General features: G+C 67.5%; 18 protein-coding genes. 9 read left to right on the top strand and 9 right to left on the bottom strand.

Annotated elements, in window-relative coordinates:
• From ABL840_RS11800 to ABL840_RS11780, 5 genes are all read left to right on the top strand, one after another.
• Positions 1-762: a DotU family type IV/VI secretion system protein gene (locus tag ABL840_RS11800; RefSeq protein WP_093199224.1), complete on the top strand. Its 762-nt coding sequence runs from the start codon at positions 1-3 to the stop codon at positions 760-762.
• 40 nt (positions 763-802) lie between these two features.
• A complete protein-coding gene (locus tag ABL840_RS11795; RefSeq protein ID WP_093301028.1) occupies positions 803-4,870 on the top strand; it encodes a type VI secretion system protein in 4,068 nt (1,355 codons plus the stop codon).
• Entirely contained in the window at positions 4,855-6,105 is a 1,251-nt protein-coding gene (gene tssA / locus ABL840_RS11790) for a type VI secretion system protein TssA (protein WP_093301029.1), read from the top strand. Before ABL840_RS11795 ends, tssA begins: the two co-directional genes overlap by 16 nt.
• Before the next feature lie 65 nt (positions 6,106-6,170).
• A complete protein-coding gene (locus tag ABL840_RS11785; protein ID WP_093301031.1) occupies positions 6,171-7,577 on the top strand; it encodes a hypothetical protein in 1,407 nt (468 codons plus the stop codon).
• Positions 7,578-7,683: 106 nt separating this feature from the next.
• The gene (locus ABL840_RS11780) at positions 7,684-9,207 is read left to right on the top strand and encodes a hypothetical protein (protein ID WP_093429314.1); all 1,524 of its coding nucleotides are present in this window, start codon (positions 7,684-7,686) and stop codon (positions 9,205-9,207) included.
• A gap of 46 nt (positions 9,208-9,253) precedes the next feature.
• Here the strand turns inward: ABL840_RS11780 and ABL840_RS11775 are convergent, their stop codons facing one another.
• Genes ABL840_RS11775 through araD form a run of 4 tightly spaced genes read right to left on the bottom strand, consistent with a single transcriptional unit; the run spans position 9,254 to position 13,899 of the window.
• Complete coding sequence (locus ABL840_RS11775; RefSeq protein ID WP_093301034.1) at positions 9,254-10,360, bottom strand: SMP-30/gluconolactonase/LRE family protein; 1,107 nt, start codon at positions 10,358-10,360, stop codon at positions 9,254-9,256.
• Positions 10,361-10,393: 33 nt separating this feature from the next.
• Positions 10,394-11,374, bottom strand: coding sequence for a Bug family tripartite tricarboxylate transporter substrate binding protein (locus tag ABL840_RS11770; protein ID WP_093301035.1), 981 nt, complete (start codon positions 11,372-11,374; stop codon positions 10,394-10,396).
• Positions 11,375-11,410: 36 nt separating this feature from the next.
• Positions 11,411-12,121 carry a ribonuclease activity regulator RraA gene (locus ABL840_RS11765; RefSeq protein WP_093199205.1) on the bottom strand — a complete coding sequence of 237 codons (711 nt, stop codon included), beginning with the start codon at positions 12,119-12,121 and terminating at the stop codon, positions 11,411-11,413.
• A gap of 47 nt (positions 12,122-12,168) precedes the next feature.
• Positions 12,169-13,899 (bottom strand): L-arabinonate dehydratase, encoded by a 1,731-nt coding sequence (gene araD / locus ABL840_RS11760; RefSeq protein WP_093301037.1) that lies wholly within the window; start codon positions 13,897-13,899, stop codon positions 12,169-12,171.
• 114 nt (positions 13,900-14,013) lie between these two features.
• Between araD and ABL840_RS11755 the strand changes: the two genes are divergently transcribed.
• Positions 14,014-14,703: a GntR family transcriptional regulator gene (locus ABL840_RS11755; protein WP_093199199.1), complete on the top strand. Its 690-nt coding sequence runs from the start codon at positions 14,014-14,016 to the stop codon at positions 14,701-14,703.
• An 18-nt stretch (positions 14,704-14,721) separates the two neighbouring features.
• On the opposite strand, the gene ABL840_RS11750 is transcribed toward ABL840_RS11755, so the two are convergent.
• The 5 genes from ABL840_RS11750 to ABL840_RS11730 form a co-directional block, all read right to left on the bottom strand.
• A complete protein-coding gene (locus ABL840_RS11750) occupies positions 14,722-15,159 on the bottom strand; it encodes a CBS domain-containing protein (protein ID WP_093199197.1) in 438 nt (145 codons plus the stop codon).
• Between the two features lie 48 nt (positions 15,160-15,207).
• Positions 15,208-16,263 (bottom strand): 2-oxoacid:ferredoxin oxidoreductase subunit beta, encoded by a 1,056-nt coding sequence (locus tag ABL840_RS11745; protein ID WP_093199194.1) that lies wholly within the window; start codon positions 16,261-16,263, stop codon positions 15,208-15,210.
• Positions 16,260-18,107 (bottom strand): 2-oxoacid:acceptor oxidoreductase subunit alpha, encoded by a 1,848-nt coding sequence (locus ABL840_RS11740; RefSeq protein WP_093301039.1) that lies wholly within the window; start codon positions 18,105-18,107, stop codon positions 16,260-16,262. The genes ABL840_RS11745 and ABL840_RS11740 overlap by 4 nt, the downstream gene beginning before the upstream one ends.
• The gene (locus tag ABL840_RS11735) at positions 18,104-19,915 is read right to left on the bottom strand and encodes an FAD-dependent oxidoreductase (protein WP_093301041.1); all 1,812 of its coding nucleotides are present in this window, start codon (positions 19,913-19,915) and stop codon (positions 18,104-18,106) included. The genes ABL840_RS11740 and ABL840_RS11735 overlap by 4 nt, the downstream gene beginning before the upstream one ends.
• Before the next feature lie 149 nt (positions 19,916-20,064).
• A complete protein-coding gene (locus ABL840_RS11730) occupies positions 20,065-20,931 on the bottom strand; it encodes a LysR substrate-binding domain-containing protein (RefSeq protein WP_093199183.1) in 867 nt (288 codons plus the stop codon).
• 255 nt (positions 20,932-21,186) lie between these two features.
• On the opposite strand from ABL840_RS11730, the gene psrA reads away from it, so the two are divergent.
• The 3 genes from psrA to phnA all read left to right on the top strand — a co-directional run bounded on the left by psrA (position 21,187) and on the right by phnA (position 24,984).
• Positions 21,187-22,278 carry an iron-containing alcohol dehydrogenase PsrA gene (gene psrA, locus ABL840_RS11725; RefSeq protein ID WP_093301043.1) on the top strand — a complete coding sequence of 364 codons (1,092 nt, stop codon included), beginning with the start codon at positions 21,187-21,189 and terminating at the stop codon, positions 22,276-22,278.
• Positions 22,279-22,377: 99 nt separating this feature from the next.
• Positions 22,378-23,688 (top strand): MFS transporter, encoded by a 1,311-nt coding sequence (locus ABL840_RS11720; RefSeq protein WP_093199176.1) that lies wholly within the window; start codon positions 22,378-22,380, stop codon positions 23,686-23,688.
• Between the two features lie 69 nt (positions 23,689-23,757).
• Entirely contained in the window at positions 23,758-24,984 is a 1,227-nt protein-coding gene (gene phnA, locus ABL840_RS11715) for a phosphonoacetate hydrolase (RefSeq protein ID WP_093301044.1), read from the top strand.
• Positions 24,985-24,999: the final 15 nt, after the last annotated feature.

Here is a 24,999-nt window from a genome sequence, read left to right as displayed (position 1 = left end):
ATGGCACGCAACCTACCCGAGCTGGCAGTCGACGACCACATCACCCGGCAGTTCCGCGCCTTCTACGACGAGATCGTGAAGGCGCGCGACCGCACCGCCGAGTCGCGCGAGACCGACATCGACATGGTGGCGCAGACGCTGGCCCGCCACCTGGAGAACCTGCTGGAGCTGCAGTCGCTCGAGTCGCGCCGCGAGAGCACGCGCTTCGAGCTCGAGAACGTGGCCGACGCGCGCTACCTCAAGGCCGCGCTGGCCGACGAGATCCTGCTGCACACGCCGTGGATCGGGCGCGAGCGCTGGACGGCGCACCTGCTGGAGTCGTCGCTGTTCCGCACCAACATCGCGGGCGACCTCGTCTTCAGCCGCATCGAAGAGCTGCTCTCGGGCCGTGAGCCCTCCAAGCGCGACATCGCGCGGCTTTACCTCTTCGCGCTGGCGCTGGGCTTCCAGGGCAAGTACCGCGGCGGCGGGGAGGAAGCGCGCCTGCTCGGTTACCGCGAGGAACTGTTCCAGTTCGTCTACCAGCGGCCGGCCGACTTCTCGGGCCGCGACCGCGTGGTGTCCGAGCGGGCCTATGCGAGCACGCTCTCGCACATCGCGCCGCGCAAGCTGCCCACGCTGAGCCGCTGGACGGTGCTGTTCATGCTGGGCGTGGCCACGCTGCTGGCGGTGTCGGAGCTGCTGTGGCTGTGGCAGTCGTGGCCGGTGCGGCAGGTGCTGCAGCCGGGCGCGGTCGACGCATCGGGGGCTTACCAGCGATGAACGACCTGCACCACCCAAGGAGCATCAGGAGGTCGTCGACATGCTGACAGACCAGCTCTTCCTCATTTCCATCGCGGTGCTGACGCTGGTGGTGCTGCTCGTGCTCGGCATGGTGCTGTACTTCGCGGCACGCCGTTCGCACGCCAAGCCCTCGAGCGACCCGAAGGTCGCACGCATCCGCTTCGATTCGCTGCGCAGCTCGTTCCGCCAGGCGGTGGAGCTGATCGAGGGCAACATCGCCTCGCGCGCCGACCGCTACGGCATCCCGTGGATCATGCTGCTCAACGAGGGCGACGACCACCGCCAGCTGCCCATCGAGCAGTCGGGCGTGGCGAGCGCGCTGAGCACCGAATCGGCCTCGGCCGCGACCACGCAGGGCATCTCGTGGCACTTCTTCGACCGCGGCGTGGTCATCGACATCCAGGGCGCCTACCTCGGCTCGCCCGACGACGACGATGCATCGGAGAAGCCGTGGGACGAGTTCCTGGGCATGTGCCGGTCGTACCGGCCGCAGCGGCCCTTCGACTCGGTGGTCATCACCATTCCGGCGGCGCTGCTGCTCGACGACAGCACCGACGGCCGGCTCGAGCTCTCCAAGCGCGCCAAGCTCGCGCACCGGCGCCTGTGGCTCGCGCAGAACCGCTTCGCGATGCGCTTCGCGGTGTACGTGCTGGTCACCGGCGCGGAGCACCTCGAGGGCTTCAGCGCCTTCGCGAGCGCCCTGCCCGAGCCGCTGCGCGCGAGCATGCTGGGCTGGTCCTCGCCCTACGACCTGTCGACCACCTACCAGCCGGCCTGGGTCGACGAGGCGGTGGGCACCGTGGTGCGCTCGGTGTCCGACGTGTCGGCCGAGCTCTTCGCCACCGGCACCGAGCCGCAGGGCGCCGGCCCGCAGCTGCTGCTGCCATCGCGCATCGAGGCGCTGCGCGGCCAGCTGCAGCTGTACGTCGACGAGCTGATGCGCCCGAGCGCGTACCACGAACCCTTCTTCTTCCGCGGCATCTACCTGACGGGCGACAGCGGCGAATCGGCGCAGACAGTCGCGGCCATCGACTCGGAACATGACGCCTACGGCCAGAAGGACCTGGAGCCCATCGGCGGCGACCTGATCGCGCAGCTGATGCGCCAGCCGGCCTTCCTGCGCGATCTGTTCGAGAAGAAGATCTTCCTCGAATACGGCCTCACGCGGCCCTCGCGCACGCAGACGCTCACGCGCCCGGTGCTGCACCGCGCGCTGCGCTGGGCGGCGGTGCTCTTCCTCGGCGGCTGGGGCATCGGCCTGATGGTGGCGACCTGGCAGCTGAACAGGCACAACGCGACGCTGGTTTCCGCCCTCTCCCAGCTGCAACACGACGCGCAATACCGCATGCGCGCGCTGCAGCGCGGCGAGACCATTCCGACCGCGTGGTACCGCAACAAGGCGCTGTCGCTGCTGGCCATGAACGAGCGGCTGCGCACCGACGGCACGTATTCGTTCTTCATGCCTGGCTCCTGGCAGCCCTTCGACGACCTGAACGAGCGCGTGATCGAGCGCATCGAGCGCGAGTTCGGCGACATCGCGGTGAGCACGCTGCGGCGCGAGCTGATGGCGCGCGTGAGCCAGCTCAGCGGCGTGGAGCAGGACGAAGCCACCGGCGAATTCATCACCGGCGCGAGCTGCGGCCTGCCGCCCAGCTTCAAGACCATCGGCGATGCGCCGCGCAAGAACGGCCTGCTGGTGGAAGACCAGCCCGAGTTCGGCGCGCTGCAGCGCTACCTGGGTTCCGTCGAGCAGCTCGACGCCGCGCTGCAGGCGGTGGAGCGCCTGCGCCAACCCTCCACGGGCAATGCCGACGACCTGCGCGTGGCCGTGCGCTACGCACTGGGTGCCGAGCTGCCGGCCGACCTGAGCCGCAACCTGCGCTATTTCAGGCAGGCGGCCGAAGGCAATGCGCTGGCCATTCCGCTTGCTCCCGTGCAATCGGCGTTGCGCTGCGCGCTCGACAAGGGCACGGCGCAGCTGGATGCACGGCTCTTCGTCAACAACGAACTGCTGGTGTCCGAGCAGTCGCTGGCGCGGCTGCTGCCCTCGCTCGCGAGCACCGGCACCTTCGCACGCACCACGGCCAGCTACCGCGAAGTGATCGCCGCCATCAAGGACCAGGAAGACCTGATCGCCTCGGGCAAGGGCGGCTGGATGCGCCAGCCGGTGCTGGTGCTGGGCGCCTCCTACGACCGCACGATCGCGCGCATCGAGCAGAACCGGCTGCTGGGGCTGGAGCCCGCCGACGCCGTGCGCTCGCGCGCGCAGGACGCCTTCCAGAAGTTCCGCGCCGAGTTCAACCTGCGCTTTGGCGGCGCGCAGCCCGGCCTGGTGTGGCAGGACAAGGAAGGCCGCTTCGCGCTCGCACCCGAGCGCATCGCGCTGCGCGACGCGCTTACCGCGCTGCTGGCGCAGCCCTTCATGGCCGCCGCGCGCGACCGAGAACTGCCCGGCGCCGGCATGCGCGGCATGGCCGCATGGGACCTGCCGAGGCTCGACCAGGCGCTGGCCGTCGGCGACATCCGCAAGCGCTACATGAGCGAAGGCATGCAGGCATTTCCGGCGACGCTGCGCCCCGGCATCGAGGCCGCGTTGAACGCGCACTTCGCGCAGCTGGTGGTCGACCAGGTCGCGGAGGCCGCCAACGGCATGAGCGACGGGGGCCGCGCCACCGACACGCAGGCCGCCGCCTACGAGGCCTCGCGCCAGCGCCTCGCCAAGATCCAGGCGCTGCTGTACGAGCTGGGCGCGGGCGCCCGCGCCGAAGACCTGCGCGCGATGATCTCGCGCGACGCGCTGCAGCGCCTCGAGGCCGTGGACGAGGCCTTCAACCAGTCGGAGCTGTACGCCATGCGCGGGCGCGACTTCCAGGGCTGGCGCGGCGAGCGCGGGCCGATGCTGGTGGCCTTCGGCGTCTCGGACGCGGGCTCGCTCGCGGCCTACCTGGGGCAGCAGTTCAACCGCACCGAAGCGCTGGGCAAGCTGGCCGACAGCTACATCTCGGCGCTCGACGGCGCGGGCGCCGGCTCGGTGCTCGCGCAGCGCTGGCAGGCCATCAACCGCGACTTGGAGCGCTACCGGCTGAAGAACCCGAACAGCAGCCTGCTGCTGCTGGAGCAGTTCCTCGGCACGACCGGCGCCGAGATCGATCGCGAGACCTGCGGCGCGAAGCTGGCCGGCAAGGCGCCGGCCACGCGCATCGGCGACTACTTCGCGGACCGCCACCAGCAGATCTACAGCGCACTGCTCGCGCGCTGCCAGGAACTGCAGTTCGGCGACCAGCAGGAGCTGTGGACGCAGTTCTCCACCCGCTTCAACCGCTCGCTGGCCGGCCGCCACCCGTTCGGCCCGGCCACCGGCCGCGCCTTCGAGCTGGCGGACCCGGCGGACGTGAACGACCTGGCCCGCGCCTTCGACCCGCTGGCACGCGCGCTGAAGGAGAACCGCGGCATCGACGCGGGCGGCATGCGCGGCCCCGGCATGCAGGGCGCGGGCGCGCGCCGCTTCGCCGAGCAGTTCGGCCGCGCGCGCGACTTCCTGCTGCCGCTCTTCCCCACCGAGGACGGTGCGGCGCCGGGCTACGACCTGAGCGTGGACTTCCGCGCGAACACCACGGCCGAGATCGAAGGCAGCAAGATCATCGACTGGTCCTTCGAGGTCGGCGACCAGGTGCTCCGGCTGCGCGACGCGCCGCGCACGCTGCGCTGGGAGTACGGCATGCCGGTGGCGCTGGTGCTGCGCATCGCGAAGGACTCGCCGCTGATGGCGCGCGCCGACCCGCAGCAGCACGCGCTGATCACCGACGGCCAGACCGTCTCCTTCCGCTTCGCGGACCCGTGGGCGCTGTTCACGCTGGCCCAGCGCCAGCGCGAAGGCGACCCGGCGCAGCGGCCCGACGGCCGCTCGCAGCTGCTGAAGTTCGAGTTTCCGCTGGTGGCCCAGTCGGCCGGCGACGCTGCCCAGGCGCCCGACGGAGGACGCGCACGCGTGTTCCTGCGCATCGCCGCCAGCCCCGCCGGCAAGAAGAACGCCCTGATCTGGCCCACCGCTTTCCCCACGCGCGCTCCCGAATGGAACATGCCCTGATGGCCGCCCTGCTGTCCCCCTTGAATGCCGATGTCGACGAAGCCACCGGCGGCTTCGCGCCGGACCTCACGATCTTTCTCTCGCCGCTGGAGGGCCCCGAAGGCCCGGCCGGCCCCCCGCTGCGCTACGACCCGGTGTGCGCCCGCATCCGCGAGGCACGCACGGAGGAAGACGCCAGCCTGCCGATGGGCGAATGGACCCGCCCGCTGAAGAAGGCCGACTGGCGCACCGCCGAGATGCTGTGCACCGAAGTCCTGCAGCGCCGCAGCAAGGACCTGCAGATGGCCGCCTGGCTCACCGAGGCCTGGGTGCACCGCCATTCGATCGACGGCCTGGGCGCGGGCGCGCGCCTGCTCGAAGGGCTGGCGCGCGAGTTCTGGGAAGACGTGCATCCGCGCATCGGCGACGACGGCGACGCCGACATGCGCACCGCCACCTTCGTGTGGGTCAACGACACCATCGCGCAGGTGCTGCTGATGCGCGTTCCGCTGCTCGAGTGGCCGGACTTCTCCCCGCCCTTCATCACGCTGGCGGACTGGCAGCGTGCGCTGACCAGCGAGTACGGCGCCGGCGCCACCGGGGCGGCGGGCAACGCCAAGGCAAAGGCGAACGAAGTGGCGGAGGAGCCGAGCGCGCAGACCGTGTCGCGCCAGGACATTCTGGACCACGCCGCGCGCGACCTGCGTGCGCTCGCCGCGCTCGACGATCGCGTCGCCGTGGCCGCAGACGCATGGCGCAGCCTGGAAGCCCTGCTCGACGAGCGGCTGGGCGTGGACGCGCCCAGCCTGTCGAAGGTGACGGAGATGCTCGCCCGCATGCGGCAGGCGCTGCGCAGCCTGCTGCAGGGGCGCGATCCGCGTGACCAAGAGAAGCCGGAGATGCCAGCGTCGGCAGGCTGGATGCCGGACGCCGAACCTGCGCCTGCCGCAACCCCGATGGACGACAACCACATGAGCGACGCTCCTTCTCCCTCCTTTCCTCCCTTTTCCTCCGAAGCGCTCCCGCAGGCCATGGCAAGCGGCCGCATCGGCAGCCGCGCCGAGGCCTACCAACTGCTCGAGCTGGCCGCCGCCTACCTGATGCGCGAGGAGCCGCACAGCCCGACGCCCTACCTGGTCAACCGTGCGGTGGCATGGGGGCGCATGCCGCTGCCCCAGCTGATGCAGGAGGTGCTGCGCGAGGACGGGGACCTGAATCGCTACTTCTCGATGATCGGCGTCAGGCCTGACGCCTAGGGCTCGCTCGACGCTGGACGACACGGATTGCCGACGACTTCAAGACCAATGCGCTGGAGCACGCCATGCGAGACAAGTACATCTTTGAACCTTCCGGTGTTCCTGCAATCGCCGGGAGCCATCTCGAGTGCATGCGCAATCTGGTGGCGGACTACTTTTCCGGTGAAAAGAAGAAAAGAAAGGCGAGTGCGAATCTGGCAGCCGAAGCCCTGCAGAAAGCCATGGCCGCGAAGTCCGGGCAGTCCAGCTTTTCTTACGTCAAAGATCACCAGATCATCTTTGAAAAGGCACACCTGAAGATCGGCACCGCAACCATCGGACAACTGATCACCGATCTCAGATCGACGGTTTTGAAGGCCTACCGGGACACATACTGGAATTGGCCCTTTTCATGGAGCAACCCCCTACCTCACCCGGACTCGGTCGGAGACCTCACCTACGCCGCTAACGGAGCCAACTCCTGGAGCATCCGGGTTCAGGCGCGGGTGGCACCCGGTGTGGCGGTGCCGCCGGTGGTCATCGGCAGCATCTACCGCGGCAACGGCAGATTCGAATTGCTGACACCCCAACCTCCCGATGTCGTGAACACCGTGTACGTCAAACGCACGCAGCCTCACCAGCACTACGTCGGCTATCTGCGCGACGGAGCGGAGCACTTCATCAGGAGATACGTTGTCCGGGGACTGAATCAGAACGACTCGGTGCAGATCGCGGCGAAGTCGGCCCTGCAAGCGGCGGCCACGGGCAGCACAGCCAAAGCAATGGAAATACGCCAGGAAGACGCCATCGGCAGGCACAACGTCGCCGAGGGCACGGAGTTGAGCATGGACCAGCAGATCCTCAGCCATACGCGCGGCTGGAACAAGCGCTTCATCTCGGCGACCACGACCTCGCGCACCGTCTACTCGACCCGTGGCGAAGAGTTCACGAGCGTGTTCGGCAAGGTCATCATCGATCTGGCGTTCGTGCCGGGCCAGGACATCTACGACCTTCACACACCAGACGCGCTTCACCACTTCGGCACCACCGGTGACGCGCTGCTGAATCCACCCACACCGCCTCACCTGAATCTGGCCCTGCGCGCTCTTTCAGAGGAGAAGCACCTGGCTGCACGTGATGTCATCAGAACACGTGAAGTCCTCATCCGAGAGAGTGTTCCCCTTGTCGCCATTCGCTTCAAGGACTTGGGCAAGAGGGTCGTGGCGATATCGCATACGGGTGACGACGAGAATGGTTCAGAGACATTCACAGCAGTCGAAGGTGCCTGGAAACTCGCAGGCCTCGGCATTTGGCAGGGCGAGGAAACACTGACGTACCGCCGCGATCACCGTTGGTACAAGTTCTATCTTTTTGTCAGTGCGATAGAGGCACAGCGCCGGATCGATGCTGTTCCCAAAGAACACAGCAAGGCCAAGAGCACGCGGAGCTTCTTCGACATCCCGGACGAACCGCCCGAGGGCTTTGCTCGCTGAGCCCCTGCACCGCAAGATCGACCTCCACCACGGTTTCTCGACCATCGGCTTGCTGCACCACGTCCGCACGCCGTCTCTTTCCAAAGTACGTTTTCAGCGATTCGCCATGACCACCTCCACTCCCCTGTTCAACGCGCTCGCAAGCGCCAAATTCACGCACAAGTACGAAGTCGTCTGGGCCGAGCTGTCCGGCGCCGAGTTCAACACCAAGACCAAGGCCTGGCTCAAGCTGCTCGGCAAGGTGATCGGCGGACCCTCCAGCAAGGAGCGCAAGGCGCTGGCGCAGGAGTTCCTGCAGTTCCTCTACGTCTACAAGCAGATGCTGGAGAAGCTCACGCGCGGCACGCATTCGCCCGAGCCGGCGCAGGTGATGCAGAAGATGAACGACTTCAACGCCGAGTACAAGCGGCAGTTCGGCAGCCTGCTGGACATGCCCATCCTGCGCCTGCCCAACGAGCTCGCGTCGGTCGCCGACAGGATGGCCGTGAACGCGGTGCGCCGCGACCTCATCGTGCGCAAGAAGCAGTTGCTCAAGTTCTGGATGGACGGCCTGCGCGACGGTGGCGAGCACCTCGACGACGTGTCGCTCTCGCTGCAGTACATGGGCAACAACGAGCCCGCCAAGGTGCGCCTCTTCCTCGACGTACTGTGCAAGGACCTCACCAAGATCAAGTTCGGCGATCCGCGTCCGTGGCTGCAGACCAGCGGCACGGTCGAGACCGGCCTCATGCGCGGCGGCGAGAACGGCAAGTTCAGCAAGGTGACCTGGACCGACGAGGAATTCAAGAAGGCCGTGAAGGCCGAGGCCTCCGTGGGCTACGGCGTGCGTGCCACGGGCGAGTGCGTGATCGAGATCACCGGGCTGCGGGCCGAGTTCAAGGCCGATGCGTTCGTCGGCGCATCGGCCAGTGCCGAGGCGGAAGCGAGCTACGAGCGCGGCAAGGGCGTGACGGCCAAGGCGAGCGTGGAGGCGATGGTCGGCGTGAAGATCAAGCTCGATGCCAAGATCGACGTGTCCGACATCTTCCTGATCGAAGCCAGCGCCGAGGCGTTCGCGGGTGCGATGGCCAAGGCCGAGGTCGAGTTCAACGCCACGGTCGACGGCGTGAAGTTCAAGGTGGAAGCCGAGGCCTTTGCCGGTGCGCGCATCAAGGGCGAGGCGTCGCTCTCGGTGCGCATGTGCGGCTACGACATCATCAAGGGCACGGCCAAGGGCTCGCTGTCGGCGGGCGTGGGTGCGTCCTTCTCGCTGGAATTCGAATCGTCGGCGTTCGGCGGCTCCAAGCTGGGCATCGAGGCCGACCTGACGGTCGGCGTGGGCGCGGGCGGCGGCGGCGAGTTCACCGTGTACCAGGACAACATCGGCCGGGCGTTCAATTCGCTCTACTACAGCGCCTACCTCACCCTGCTGGGACAGTCGAAGGAGCGCGACACCTGGCGCACCTACTTCCGCGACCTGGAGGACAACCAGATCCTGTTCGAGCGGGCCGACAAGATCATCGACGAGGCGCTGACCAGCTGCTACATCGAGTACCAGACGAACTTCACGCAGCTGCAGGCGTGGAAGCAGATGGAGGCGCTGTCCTGCTTCAAGGCGAACAAGCCGATTGCGGATGTGATTGCGCTCTAGGACGAAGACGGCTGGCGGCCGGCAACCGGCGCCAGCTCCGCCCCGCTCAAACCGCCCCGTGCGCCTCCACATACAGCGCATACAGCGAATGGCTGCTCGCCATGTAGAGCCTGTTGCGCTTCGGCCCGCCGAACTCGAGGTTCGCGCAGCGCTCGGGCAGGCGGATGAAGCCGATGGGCTTGCCCTGCGGGTTGAAGACCTTCACTCCATCCATTTCCTCCGACTTGCCGGTGGGCAGGTAGGCCTTCATGCCGCCGCCGGCGTCGGTGGGCTCGGACGCGATGGCGCCTGAATGGCCCCAGCCGCACCAGAGGTTGCCGTCGCGGTCGACGCGGAAGCCGTCGAGCGAACCTGGGCCATCGGCGTCGATGAGCTTGGTCTTGTTCGAGACGCCCGTGCCGTCCGGTGACACGTCGTAGCTCCAGATGCTGCGGTTGGGCGTTCCCTTCCACTCGACGACGTAGAGCTTCTTCTCGTCGGGCGAGAACGCGATGCCGTTGGGGTTGACGAGGTCGGTGATCACCGCCGTCAGCTTTCCATCGGTCGCAATGCGATAGACGTTCGTCGCCGCCTGCTCGGAGGCGGCCTTGCTGCCCTCCCACTCGCCGTTGATGCCGAAGGTGGGGTCGGTGAACCAGACGGTGTCGTCGGACTTCACGACGATGTCGTTCGGCGCGTTGAGGCGCTTGCCCTGGTAGTTGTCGGCCAGCACGGTGATGCGGCCGTCCTTCTCGGTGCGGACCACGCGTCGCGTCACCGAGTGCTCGCAGGTGACGAGCCGGCCCTGGCGGTCGCGGGTGTTGCCGTTGGCGTAGTTGACGCCCGTCTTGTGCACGCTGAATTTGCCGGTCTTCTCGTCGTACTTCATGAGCCGGTTGTTCGGGATGTCGCTCAGCAGCAGGTAGCCGTGCTCGGGAAAGTACACCGGCCCTTCGGCCCAGCGCATGCCGGAACCCAGCTGCTCAAGCGTGCTGCTGTAGATGCGGTACTTGGTGAAGCTGGGGTCGAGGATCAGCACCGCCGGATCGGGATAGCGCTGGCTGGGCTTGAAGTCGAAGGATTGCGCGCCGGCGAGTCCGCTGAGGGCTGCGGTGCCGACGCCCGCAGCTGTCTTCAGGAATCGGCGCCGTTCGTTGTTGGTCTTGTTCTGCATCGGATGTCTCCTTGGATGGTCGTTCGAGAATGCTCAGTCGGCCACCGCGCCCGACTTCTTCACCAGCTCGGCCCAGCGCGGAATCTCCCTGGCCATGTGGTCGCGCAGCTCCTCGGGCGTGCTGCCCACGAGTTCCATTGCGAGCTGGCCGGAGAGCTTGGCCTGCACGTCGGGCTGGTGCAGGGCCTTCACGATCTCGGCATTGAGGCGCTGCACGATGGGCTTGGGCGTGCCCTTGGGGGCATACACCGCCTGCCATGACGACATCTCGAAGCCGGGGATGCCCGACTCGATCATGGTCGGCAGGTCGGGCACCAGGGCGATGCGCTTGGCCGTGGTCACGGCCAGCAGCTTGAGCTTGCCGCTCTTGACCAGCGGCAGCGCGGCCGTCACCTGGTCGAACATGAAGGGCACCTGCCCCGCGGCCACGTCGGTCAGCGCCGGGGGTGTTCCCTTGTACGGCACGTGGGTGAGCTTCACGCCGATGAGGTCGGCGAACATCTCGCCCGCGAGGTGCGTCGAGGTGCCCGCGCCTGAAGAGGCGAAGGTGCGCTTGCTCTCGTCCTTCTTCAGCAGGGCCACGAGCTCGGCCACCGAGTTCACGCCGAGCTGGCTGTTGACGATGAGCACGTTGGGCAGGCGCGCGACCAGCGAGACGGGCTCGAAGTCCTTCATCGGGTCGTAGGACAGCTTCTTGTAGAGGCTGGCGTTGATGGCGTGCGTGCTGATGGTTCCGCCGAAGAGCGTGTAGCCGTCGGGAGCGGCCTTCGCCACGTAGGCGGCACCGATGCCGCCGGCCTGGCCGGGCTTGTTGTCGACAACCACCGACTGCTTGAGGCTCTCGCCCAGCTTCTGGGCCAGCGTGCGGCCCACGATGTCGGTGGAACCACCGGGCGTGAACGGCACGACGTACACGATGGGCTTGGCTGCGGGCCATTCTGTTGTCTGGGCCGACGCGGCCAGTGGAGCGAGCGCAGCCGAAAGCAGCGCCGCGGCGAGGCGGATGAAACGCATGTCTTGTCTCCTTGGTTTTCTGTGGTCGATGCGGCCTCAGCGGCCGTTGGCCTGGCGCCACGCAGCGAAGTCGGTGCGGCTCTGCTCGTCGGTGGGCGGATAGAGGCCGAGGATGGAGCGGCCTTCGAGCACCTTCTCCTGCACGAAGTCTTCGAAGGCAGTCATCTCGGTAGCCTCCGCAGCGACCTCGTCGGCCATGTGCGCGGGGATGACGATCACGCCCTCCGCGTCGCCGACGACCACGTCGCCAGGGAACACCGGCGCGTCGCCACAGCCGATGGGCACGTTGATGTCGATGGCCTGGTGCAGCGTGAGGTTGGTGGGCGCGCTGGGGCGCTGGTGGTATGCGGGAAATTCGAGCTTCGCGATGTCGGGGCTGTCGCGGAAGCCGCCGTCGGTGACCACGCCTGCCACGCCGCGCTTCATGAGCCGCGTGACGAGAATGCCGCCGGCCGATGCGGCGCGCGCGTCCTTGCGGCTGTCGATGACGAGCACCGCGCCCTCGGGGCACTGCTCCACGGCCTTGCGCTGCGGGTGGTCGCGGTCGAGGAAGACGCTGATCTGGTTCAGGTCTTCGCGCGCCGGCATGTAGCGCAGCGTGAAGGCCTCGCCCACCATGTTGGGAAGTCCGGGGTTGAGCGGGCGCACGTCCTGGATGAACTGGTGGCGCAGGCCGCGCTTGAACAAGGCCGTGCACAGGGTGGCGGTGCTCACCTTCATGAGCTGGTCGCGGGTGGCGGGATTCACGTGTGGTCTCCGTTGTCGGCTGAAATGAAATCGGGTTGATGGGCGGGTCAGAAGATGTCGGGCTCGGGCACCGGCTTGCCGAAGCTGGTCTCGAGGAAGTCGAAGTCGCAGCCTTCGTCGGCCTGCCTGATGTGGCGGCCGAACATCCAGCCGTAGCCGCGCTCGTAGCGCGGCGGCGGCGGAGTCCATGCGGCCTTGCGGCGCGCGAGTTCTTCGTCGTCGATCTCGAGGTGGATGCGGCGCGCGGGCACGTCGACGGTGATGCGGTCGCCGGTCTGCACCAGCGCGAGCGGTCCGCCGACGGCGGCTTCGGGCGAGCAGTGCAGCAGGCAGCCGCCGTAGCTGGTGCCGCTCATGCGCGCGTCGGACAGGCGCAGCATGTCCTTCACGCCCTGCTTCAGCAGCTTGGTCGGGATGGGCAGCATGCCCCACTCGGGCATGCCGGCGCCGCGCGGGCCGGCATTGCGCAGCACGAGGATGTCGTCGCCAGTCACGTCGAGGTCGGGGTCTTCCACCGCTTTCTTGAGCGACGGGTAGTCGTCGAACACCAGCGCGCGGCCGGTGTGCTTCAGCAGATGCGGCGCGCAGGCACTGGGCTTGATGACCGCGCCGTCGGGCGCGAGGTTGCCGCGCAGCACGGCCAACGCTCCCTCGGCATAGATCGGGTTGGACAACGGCCGGATCACGTCGTCGTCGTAGACCTCGGCGCCTTCGATGTTCTCTCCGATGCTGCGGCCGTTGACGGTGAGCGCCTCCGTGCGAAGGTGGCCGCGGATGCGCTCCAGCATCGCCGGCAGGCCGCCCGCGTAGAAGAAGTCCTCCATCAGGTAGGCATCGCCGCTGGGCCGGATGTTGGCGATGACGGGCACGCGACGGCTGAAGGCGTCGAAGTCCTCGAGGCTCACGGCGTGGCCGGCGCGGCGCGACATCGCGATCAGGTGGATGACGGCATTGGTGCTGCAGCCCATGGCCATCGCGCAGGCGATGCCGTTCTCGAAGTTGGCGCGCGTGAGCATCTTCGCGGGCGTGAGGTCTTCCCAGACCATCTCGACGATGCGGCGGCCGCAGTCGGCGCTCATGCGGATGTGGTTGGCATCCGCCGCAGGAATGCTCGACGCGCCGGGCAGCGTCAGGCCCACAGCCTCGGCGATGCCCATCATGGTTGCCGCCGTGCCCATGGTCATGCAGGTGCCGTGGCTGCGGGCAATGCCGGCTTCCATCTCGGCCCATGCCTGCTCGCCAAGGCGGCCGGCACGGCGCTCGTCCCAGTACTTGAAGGCGTCGGAGCCGGAGCCCAGCACCTTGCCCTTCCAGTTGCCGCGCAGCATGGGGCCGGCCGGCAGGTAGATGAAGGGAATGCCCATGCTGAGCGCGCCCATCGTGAGGCCGGGCGTGGTCTTGTCGCAGCCGCCCATCAGCACGGCGCCGTCGATCGGATGGCTGCGCAGCAGCTCTTCCGTTTCCATCGCGAGGAAGTTGCGATAGAGCATGGTCGTGGGCTTGACCATGCTTTCCGAAAGCGAGATCGCCGGCAGCTCGAGCGGAAATCCGCCGGCCTGCAGCACGCCGCGCTTCACGTCTTCCACGCGCTGCTTGAAGTGCGAGTGGCACTGGTTGGCGTCGCTCCAGGTGTTGACGATAGCGATGACGGGCTTGCCCATCCAGTCGGCGTAGCTGTAGCCCATCTGCAGCACGCGCGAGCGGTGGCCGAAGGAGCGGAAGTCGTCGGGCGCGAACCAGCGGGCGCTGCGAAGGGATTCGTAGGTGCGTTTCGTCAAGGGGTTGTCTCCATGGCCGCTGCGTGAAAAGTGCGGCCTTGCCGGCCTTCGCCGGCGTCGTCCGGCGAATTAAAACACTAGTATATTAGTGCGTCAATGACACAATCGCCGGCGATGAGCGCCTCCCCGAAGATCCGACTTGACCGCACCCGCCTTGCCGCGCCGCAGGTGCTGGAGAAACTGCGCGAAGCCATCCTCGCGCTCGAACTCGTTCCCGGAACCGTGCTGCAGCGGCAGGAGCTCGCCGACCGTTTCGGCGTGAGCCAGACGCCCGTGCGCGAGGCCCTGCTTCGGCTCAACGAGGAAGGACTGGTGGACGTGTTCCCTCAGCACGCGACGCTGGTCAGCCGAATCGACATCTCCGCGGCACGCGAAGCGCACTTCCTGCGGCGCTCCATCGAACTGGAGCTGGTGCACCAGCTGGCCGTCGAAGAGTCACCGGGCCTGGTCGATCAGCTGAAAGGCGTCATCGCCCAGCAGGCCGCGCTTGCGACATCACAGCGCTACGGCGACTTCGTCAACGCCGATCGCGCATTCCATCGCCTGATGTACGAAGCCGGCGGCGTGCTCGGTCTCTGGGACCTTGTGGGCCGCGTCTCCGGCCACGTCGACCGCCTGCGCCGCCTGCACCTGCCGACCGCCGGCAAGACCGAGGCGATTCTTCGCGACCATCGCGCCATCACGCGCGCCATCGAGGCGAAGGACCCGGACGCAGCCCAGGCCGCGCTGCGCAAGCACCTGTCGGGCACGCTCAGCGCGGTGAACGAAATCTGCAAGCAGTATCCCGACTACGTGATTCCCTGAAAGGGCTTCCCTGCCCTTTCAGCCCAGCGCGTCGTTCACCTGCTCCCTGAACTCGCTCAGGCTGACCGCCGCGCCGATCTCCCTCGGCAGCGCATCGCGCACCGAGAACACGCCCAGCACCTTCGCACCCGCCACCAGCGGCAGATGGCGGAAGCCGCGCTCGAGCATGAGCACCACCGCATCGGACACCAGCGTCTCCGGCGGCACGCAGATCGGGTTGGGCGTCATCACCTCGCGCACCGGCGTGGCGTCGGGATCGAGCCCCTTGGCGAGCACGCGCGTCATGAGGTCGCGCTCGGTCAATATGCCCAGCAGCGTGTCGGGCAGCTCCATGACGAGCACGCTGCCGCAGTTGGCCCGCGTCATCGCGCAGGCTGCGTCGCGCACGCTGGCCTGCGGTGCCAGGCTGAGCACGTGCTTACGCGAAATCGATTGGAAAACGGTGCGCTCGGCCATGATGCGCCCTCCGTGAGTGCAACCCTGAATGGTGCCGCCGGCCCTTGCTCAGCGCAAGGAGGCGTTGAGCCGCTCCAGCGCCTGCGCGCCGGGACACAGCTGTTCCGGCCCCAGTGCGTTGAGCGGCCGGTCGCAGGTGTTGAGTGCCGTATGAAGGTCGGTGGCCAGCGGGTCGACGTACAGCAGCCCGGTGACCACCTCACCCATCTCCTGATGCCGCTGCATGTAGGCCATGGCGGCGAAACGATCGCCCGGATCGTAGTCCGGGTGCAGGCTGCGCAGGCGCAGCAGCGTGCCGTCGTGCTGGCGCACGTCCATCACCTCGCCAGGCTCGATGTCGACGGCGATTTCCTCCCGTCCGCTGATGAAGTCGATGCGGCTCACCGCCTCGTTGTGCTCGCGGATGTAGTCGTAGCTCTTGGTGCTGCCGGGATGGTTGTTGAAGGCCACGCAGGGGCTGATGACGTCGATGAAGGCGGAGCCGCCATGGCTGATCGCACCCTTGATGAGCGGCACCAGCTGCGCCTTGTTGCCCGAGAAGCCCCGCCCCACGTAGCTCGCACCGAGCTGCAGCGCCATGGCCACGAGGTCCACCGGGCTGTCGGTGTTGACCACGCCCTTCTTGCTCTTCGAGCCCTGGTCGGCCGTGGCCGAGAACTGGCCCTTGGTGAGGCCGTAGACGCCGTTGTTCTCCACGATGTAGGCCATGCGCACGCCGCGGCGCATCGCATGCGCGAACTGGCCCAGGCCGATGGAGGCCGAATCACCGTCGCCCGACACGCCCAGGTACAGCAGGTCGCGGTTGGCCAGGTTGGCGCCGGTCAGCACGCTGGGCATGCGGCCGTGCACGGTGTTGAAGCCGTGCGACGCACCGAGGAAGTAGTCCGGCGTCTTCGAGCTGCAGCCGATGCCCGAGAGCTTGGCCACGCGATGCGGTTCGATGTCGAGCTCCCAGCAGGCCTCGATGATGGAGGCCGAGATCGAGTCGTGGCCGCAGCCCGCGCAGAGCGTGGAGATCTTCCCCTCGTAGTCGCGCCGCGTGTAGCCGACCTTGTTGGTGGCCAGCGTCGGGTGCCGCAGCCTGGGCTTGGCGAGGTAGGTCATGCGGGCTCCTTCGCACCGGCGGTGCCTGGCGTGTGCGCCGTCTTGCCGACATGCGCTTCGATCGCCTGGACGATGAAGCGCGCGGTGATGGGCGTGCCGTCGAAGTGCAGCACCCGCACCAGCTTCGCCGGATCGGCGTCCAGCTCGTTGACCAGCAGGCTGCGCATCTGCGCGTCGCGGTTCTGCTCGACCACGAACACGCGCTCGTGCCGGGCCAGGAACTGCACCACGCTGTCAGGGAACGGAAAGGCCCGCAGCCGCAGCGCATCGAGATGGATGCCGCGTTCTTCCAGCGCCTGCAGCGCCTCGTGCATCGAGGGGCTGGTCGAGCCGAAATAGATCACGCCCAGGTCGGTCTTCCGGGCAGCAGGCTTCAGCACGGGCTGAGGCACCAGCGTGGCCGCGGTCGCGAACTTCTTCAGCAGCCGCTCCATGTTGTAGATGTAGTCCGGGCCGCGCTCCGAATAGCGGGCGTAGGCATCGCGCGTCGTGCCGCGCGTGAAGTAGCTGCCCTTGGTCGGATGCGTGCCGGGCAGCGTGCGCCACGGAATGCCGTCGCCGTCCACGTCCTTGTAGCGGCCGAAGTCGCGGCCGGCCTCCAGCTCCTCGGCGCTCATGACCTTGCCGCGGTCGTAGGCCTTGCTGTCGTCCCACTCGAAGGGCTTGCACAGGCGCTGGTTCATGCCGATGTCCAGGTCGGTCATCACGAACACCGGCGTCTGCAGCCGGTCGGCCAGGTCCAGCGCCGCCGCCGCGTGCTCGAAGCACTCGTGCGGGTCTTCGGGAAAGAGCAGCACGTGCTTGGTGTCGCCGTGCGACGCGTAGGCGCAGCAAAGTATGTCGGCCTGCTGCGTGCGCGTGGGCATGCCGGTGGAAGGGCCGCCGCGCTGCACGTTGATGAGCGTGACCGGAATCTCCGCGAAGTAGGCCAGCCCGATGAACTCCGTCATCAGCGATATGCCCGGCCCCGAGGTCGCGGTGAAGGCCCGCGCGCCGTTCCACCCCGCTCCGACCACCACGCCGATCGACGCGAGTTCGTCCTCGGCCTGCACGATGGCGAAGCGGTGCTGGCCCGTGGACGGGTCCACGCGGAACTTGGTGCAGTACTTCTGGAAGGCCTCGGCAACCGATGACGAAGGCGTGATCGGATACCACGCCGCCACCGTCGCGCCGCCGTACACGCAGCCCAGCGCCGCCGCGCTGTTGCCGTCCACGAAGATCCTGTCGCCCACGCGGTCGGCGCGCCGCACCCGCAACCCCACGGGCTCGCGCAGGTTCTCGCGCGCGAAGTCGCAGCCAAGGTGCAGCGCCTGCACGTTGGAGGCCAGCAGCTTCTCCTTGCCCTTGTACTGCTCGGAGAACAGCTTCTCGACCACCTCGGGCTCGATGCCCAGCAGGATCGAGAGCGCACCCACGTAGACGATGTTCTTGAACAGCTGCCGCTGTCGCGGGTCTTGATAGACCGCGTTGCAGATCTCGGTGAGCGGCATGCCGATCACACGGATGTCGTCGCGGAACTTCGAGGGCGGCAGCGGCCGCGTGCTGTCGTAGAAGAGATAACCGCCGGGCTCCAGCTCGGCGACGTCGGCGTCCCAGGTCTGGGGGTTCATCGCCACCATCATGTCGGTGCCGCCGCGCCGGCCGAGGTGGCCCTCTTCGGTCACGCGCACCTCGTACCAGGTGGGCAGCCCCTGGATGTTGCTGGGGAAGATGTTGCGCGGGCTCACCGGCACGCCCATGCGCAGGATGGCCTTGGCGAACAGTTCGTTGGCCGAGGCCGAGCCCGATCCGTTGACGTTGGCGAACTTGATGACGAAGTCGTTCACCGCCTCGATCTGCTTCATGCCGGCACCTCCTGGCCCTGCGCCTGCCCGGCGAGCGACATCTTCAGCAGGAACTTCTGCATGTCCCACGCGCCCGTGGGGCAGCGTTCGGCACACAGGCCGCAGTGCAGGCAGACGTCCTCGTCCTTGACCATCACGCGGCCCGTCTTGAGTCCGCCGGACACGTACAGGTCCTGCGCCAGGTTCAGCGCCGGGGCCTTCAGGCGCGAGCGCAGCCCTTCTTCCTCGCCGTTGTCGACGAAGTTGATGCAGTCCATCGGGCAGATGTCCACGCAGGCGTCGCACTCGATGCAGGCGGTTTCGGTGAACACGGTCTGCACGTCGCAGTTCAGGCAGCGTCCGGCTTCCTTGAAGGCGGTGGCGGCGTCGAAGCCCAGCTCCACTTCCACGCGGATGCTCGCCAGCGCCGCCTCGGCCTTGGCCCACGGCACCTTGTAGCGCAGGTCGTTGGAGGTGTCGTTGTCGTAGCTCCACTCGTGGATGCCCATCTTCTGCGACACCAGGTTGGTCATGGGCGGCGGCCGGTCGTCGACCGGCTCGGCGCGCAGAAGCTTGTCGATGGACACGGCCGCCTCATGGCCGTGCGCCACCGCGGTGATGATGTTCTTCGGCCCGAAGGCCGCGTCGCCGCCGAAGAACACGTTGGGCACCGACGACTGGAAGGTGCTCGCGTCCAGCACCGGCAGGCCCCACTTGTCGAAGTCGATGCCGCAGTCGCGCTCGATCCACGGGAAGGCGTTTTCCTGGCCCACCGCCACCAGCACCTCGTCGCACTCGAAGTACGCGTCGGGCTCGCCCGTGGGCTCCAGCGTGCGGCGGCCCTTGTCGTCGTAGACCGCCTTCACGATCTCGAAGCTCATGCCGACGAGCCTGCCGTTCTCGTGCACGAAGGCCTTGGGCACATGGAAGTTGATGATCGGAATGCCCTCGTGCTGGGCGTCTTCCTTCTCCCAGGGCGAGGCCTTCATCTCCTCGAAGCCGCTGCGCACGATGACCTTCACGTCTGTGCCGCCCAGCCGGCGCGCCGAGCGGCAGCAGTCCATGGCCGTGTTGCCGCCACCGAGCACGATCACGCGCTTGCCGATGCTGCTGACGTGGCCGAAGGAAACGGAGTTCAGCCAGTCGATGCCGATGTGGATGCTCTCGGCCGCTTCACGCCGACCCGGAATGTCGAGGTCGCGCCCGCGAGGCGCGCCGCAGCCGACGAAGATCGCGTCCCAGCCCTGCCCCAGCAGCGCGGTCATGGAGTCGATGCGCTCGCCGCCGCGGAACTCGACGCCCAGGTCGAGCACGTAGCCGGTTTCCTCGTCGATCACCGACTCCGGCAGCCTGAAGCGCGGAATCTGCGTGCGAATGAAGCCGCCCGGCTTGGCCTCGCCGTCGAACACCGTCACCTCGTAGCCCAGCGGCGCGAGGTCGCGCGCGACGGTGAGCGAGGCCGGCCCGGCGCCGATGCATGCGACGCGCTTGCCGTTGCTCGGTTCCGTCTTCGGCATGCGCGCGCGCACGTCCTCCTTCATGTCGGCGGCCACGCGCTTGAGCCTGCAGATGGCCACCGGCTCCGGAGCCTGCGTATTGCTTTCTTCCACCCGCCCGCGGCGGCAGGCCGGCTCGCAGGGCCGGTCGCAGGTGCGGCCCAGGATGCCCGGAAAGACGTTGGAGACCCAGTTGACCATGTACGCGTCGCCGTATCGGCGCTGCGCGATCATGCGTATGTATTCGGGGACGGGAGTGTGCGCCGGGCAGGCGTACTGGCAATCGACGACCTTGTGGAAATAGGCCGGGTTGGCAATGTTCGTTCGCTGCAACACGTGTCTCCTGGCTGTCGCCCGGAACCCCGGAGGGGCCGACGAGTGGCTTGTGGCGCTTTTGGCGGAGTATGCGCCGCTCAGGCTGGAGCGCAAGCTTGGTGAAATCCCGCAGCCACCGGAGCCCCGCCCGGGGCCTCACCCAGGGCTCATCCGAGCGCGACGGCGAACAGGGCGTCGATCAGCGGCCGTTCCCTGCGGATGGACAGGCAGCACAGCGAGTAGCTGATCGACAGCTGCTCGTCGTCGACGGCGACCGCCACGAGTCCCGGCAGCGGAATGAACTCCACCTGCGTGACGAAGGAAACGCCCATTCCATTGGCCACCGCGTGCTGGATGGCCTCGCGGCTGTTGATCTCCATCGCGCAGTGCAGGCTCACGTCCTGCTGCCGGCAGGCGCGCTCGACGCGATGCCGAGTCTTGGAGCCGGGCTCGCGCATGATGACCGTCTCGCCTTCGATGTCGCGGGTGGAGATGGACTTGCGCTTCGTCCATGCATGGCCCTCGGGCACCACCGCGACGATGCGCTCCGTGCGATAGGGCTCGATGTGCAGGCCTTCCGCCCCGGCCGGATCGACGACGATGCCGACGTCGATGCTGAAGTCCTGCAGGCCCTGCAAGGTGGACTCTTCCGACCCGATCGACACCGTGATGTCCAGCGGCGGGTGTGCTTCCTTGAAGTTGCGCGCCAGCTCCATCGCGATGGGCGGCGACACCGCGCCGACGCGCACCAGCCCCACCTTGAGCTTGCGCGCGCTCTGCAGGAAGAGCATGGCTTCCTCCTCCTGCCCGAACAGGCCCTGCGTGATGGCATAAAGCCGCTCGCCCGCTGCAGTGAGCTTCACGCTGCGGCCGCTGCGCAGGAAGAGCTCCACGCTGAAGCGGGTCTCCAGCGACTTGACCTGGTCCGTCACCGTCGGCTGCCCGATGTGCAGGTATTGCGCCGCCGAGGTGAAGCCGCCGGTCTTCGCCACGGCGTGAAAGCATCTGATCGATTTGTAGTACTGGTGGAACATGGATTCGGGTCCCGGGGGCGTGCAGCCTCTCACAGGCGCGCCCGCGCGCGAATGGGCGCTTTCCCCGGGTCGTGATGCCGGCGCGGGCCGTTCATCCATCGGTTTTCGACCAGGCGCACACCGGAAATGCGATTGGACGGAACTTCGGGCCGCTTCGACACTGCCTTCACCAAGAAAGAAACGCGCGGCACAGCGCGATGCAGAAGCAGCGAAAAGAGAAGCCACCGAAGCAACCGCCGACACGAGACAAACCCGATGCCCCACGCATATCACAACCCCGTATCCATCCACAGCGGCCGAGGCAGCCTTGAACGGCTCCCATCGATACTCGCCGGCCGCCGCGTCGCGGTCGTCACCTTTCCCGAGGCGCGCGAGCTCGGGCTGGTCGAGCGCCTCGAGAAGCTCCTGCCCGGCTCGCTTGTCGAGGTGATCGACGACGTGCGCCCCAACCCCGACGTGGCGCACCTGAGCGCCCTGTACGACCGCTTCTGGCAAACGCCCGATGCCTGCGATGCGATCGTGGCAGTCGGCGGCGGCAGCGCCATCGACACAGCCAAGGCGCTGATGGTGGGCACGGCGAGCGGTCGCTTCGACGAACTGGTCGACCTGCTGTCGGCGGGCAAGTCCTTCGAGCCCGCCAGCGTCAAGCCGCTGATCGCCGTGCCGACGACGGCCGGCACCGGCAGCGAGGTGACGCCGTGGGCGACGATCTGGGACGCAGCCCGGCAGAAGAAGTATTCGCTGCACCTGCAGGCCACCTGGCCCGAGGCAGCCATCGTCGATCCCGAGCTGATGCTCTCGGTGCCGGCGGGAACCACCGTGTCGACCGGGCTCGATGCGCTGTCCCATGCGCTGGAGTCGGTGTGGAACGTGAATGCGAACCCGGTCTCCGACACCTTCGCCATCTCCGCCGTGCAGGACATCTTCGAATGCCTGCCGGCCCTGGTGAAAGATCTGCGCAGCATCGAACTGCGCGAGCGCATGGCGATGGCCGCGCTGAAGGCCGGGCTCGCGTTCTCCAACACGAAGACGGCGCTGGCCCATTCGATCTCGTACGAGATGACGCTGCGCTACGGCCTGCCTCACGGCATCGCCTGCTCGTTCACGCTGCCGATCGTTCTCGAGAAGGCATGGGCGCGCTCGCCCGATCGCGACCGCACGCTGCAGCGCCTCTTCGGGCCCGACCTGCGCGCCGCTGCCCTGCGCCTGCGCGACTTCCTGCAGGGGCTGGGCGTGAAGACCGAGTTCGCGGACTACGGCGTGGCGGACGCCGAGGCCACGGCCATGATCGCGCGCGCCATGGACGGGGCACGCGGCAGGAACTTCATCGGCGCGGTGTCGGCCTAGCCGGTCGAAGCCGAAGAACGGCAAGAAAAAGATACCGGTGCCACAGCCGGTTCCACGGACCCAGGTCCGTCGGGAACAGGAAAAAACAGGAGACAAGACATGCAACTGGCGAACCAGGGTTTGCAGGCCGGCGCGTACGCGCAGCCCCACGAGTTTTCATTCCGGCGTGCGCAGTGGCGAATGCTGCTGGCCGCCATGTTCTGCTACCTCTTCTTCTACACCGGCCGACAGACTTTCGGCTTCGCCATTCCGGGGCTGCAGAAGGAATTCGGGTTGTCGAAGGAGGTGCTGGGCTGGGCCTCGGCCAGCCTCCTGTGGTGCTACGCCATCGGCCAGGCGATCAACGGCAACCTCGCCGACAAGTTCGGCGGCCGCCGCGTGATGACCGCGGGCGCAATCCTTTCGTGCGCGGCCAACTGGGTGGTGAGCTTCGCCGTCGGCTTCAAGACGCTCGCGATTCCATGGGGCGTCAACGGCTACTTCCAGGCGCTCGGCTGGGCGCCGGGCAGCCGCCTGCTGTCGAACTGGTGGGGCACGAGCGAGCGCGGCAAGGTGTTCGGCTTCTACACCTTCGCGGCGGGGTGCGCGTCGATCCTGTCGTTCGTCACCTCCATCATCGTCGTCAACGTGCTGCACCTGGACTGGCGCTGGATCTTCAGGCTGCCCGTGCTGCTGATGCTGGTGGGCGGCATCGCGTTCTACCTGATCGCCCGTGAACGCCCCGAGGACCTGGGCTTCAAGTCGCCCGACACCGGCATCGCCAACGCGGAAGACGCGAAGGCCGCCGCCGCGAGCCACGCCGCACCCGAGGAAAGCTCGTGGAGCCGCTACAAGGCCGTGTTGTGCAACCCGAGGCTGCTCATCGCCGCGCTCGCCATCGGCTTCCAGAACGCGGCGCGCTACGGCCTGATCGTCTGGGTGCCCGTGCACTTCCTCGGCAAGGACTGGAGCAAGATGGCCGACGGCATGATCGATCCGGCCTGGATCTCGGTGGCTCTGCCCGTGGGCATGGCCTTCGGCGCGCTCACCAACGGCTGGATCTCCGACCGCGTGTTCGGCTCGAAGCGCTACAAGGCCATCGTGCTGTACATGCTGCTGGGCGCGGCCGCCTCGATCGGCATGTACCTCACGCCCACGAGCATCGCCGGGCTGGCGCTGCTCTTCCTCGCGGGCTTCTTCGTCTACGGCCCCGCCTCCTCCTTCTGGGCCCTGTGCCCCGACCTCGTGGGAGCCAAGCGCTCGGGCACGGCCACCGGCGTCATGAACTTCTTCTCCTACCTGCTGGCGGGCCTCGGCGAGCCGCTGATCGGCCGGCTGCTGGACCACTCGGGCAGCACGTCGATGGTCTTCCCGATCGTCGCGGCCAGCTGCCTCATCAGCGCCGCCATCGCGGTCTTCATCCGGCGCTGAGGCGGGCCGCCCTTCCCTTCATCCAACCGATCGATCGATCCATCCATCTCCATCAAGGAACCCTCTGCCATGAAACCCGAATCGCTGGAAGTCAACGCCCGCAGCTACCGCTGGATGAGCCGCCCCGTCGTGGTCGTGTGCGTCGACGGCTGCGAGCCCGCCTACCTCGACGCTGCCATCGCCGCCGGCATGGCCCCGTACATCGAGCGCATGAGAAAGACCGGCGCCGACCTGCTGGCCGACTGCGTGGTGCCCTCGTTCACCAACCCGAACAACCTGTCGATCGTGACCGGTGCGCCGCCCGCGGTGCACGGCATCTGCGGCAACTACTTCTTCGACCGCGAGCTCGGCCAGGAAGTGATGATGAACGACCCGAAGTACCTGCGCGCCGGCACGGTGCTCGCGGCCTTCGCGGATGCCGGCGCCAAAGTGGCAGTGGTGACCGCCAAGGACAAGCTGCGCAAGCTGCTGGGCCACCGCATGAAGGGCATCTGCTTCTCGTCGGAGAAGGCCGACCAGGCCACCGTGGAGGAGAACGGCATCGACGGCGTGGTCGAGATGGTCGGCATGCCCGTGCCCTCGGTGTACAGCGCGGAGCTGTCGGAGTTCGTGTTCGCGGCCGGCGTGAAGCTGATGGAGTCGCGCCGCCCCGACCTGATGTACCTCTCGACCACCGACTACGTGCAGCACAAGGCTGCGCCCGGCAGCCCCGCAGCCAATGCCTTCTACGCAATGATGGACGGCTACCTCGCACGGCTCGACGAACTGGGCGCCACCATCGTCCTCACCGCCGACCACGGCATGAACGACAAGCACGACGCGCAAGGTGCGCCGAAGGTCGTCTACCTGCAGGACGTGCTCGACGACTGGTACGGCCAGGACGAAGCGCGCGTCATCCTGCCGATCACCGATCCCTACGTGGTGCACCACGGCGCGCTCGGTTCCTTCGCCACCGTGTACGCACCCGACGAGGCCCGCGTGCCGGGCTGGATCGACCGACTGCAAAGCCTGCCCGGCATGGAGCTCGTGCTCTCGCGCAAGGACGCGGCCCAGCGCTTCGAGTTGCCGCCCGACCGCATCGGCGACATCGTGGTCGTCAGCGAGCGCAGCACGGTCATCGGCACGTCTGCGAGCCGGCACGACCTCTCGGCGCTGGAGGTGCCGCTGCGCTCGCACGGAGGCGTCTCGGAGCAGCGCGTGCCGCTGATCTGCAACCGCCCCGTCGCCGGCGTCGCGGCCGATCGCCGGTTGCGCAACTTCGATGCGCTCGACCTCGCGCTGAACCACGCCCAGTAACCGCCCGGAAGACCC

This window comes from Variovorax sp. NFACC27, assembly GCF_048301545.1.
GTDB classification, from domain to species: Bacteria; Pseudomonadota; Gammaproteobacteria; order Burkholderiales; family Burkholderiaceae_C; genus Variovorax; species Variovorax gossypii.
This window is presented reverse-complemented; position numbering and strand designations above follow the sequence as displayed.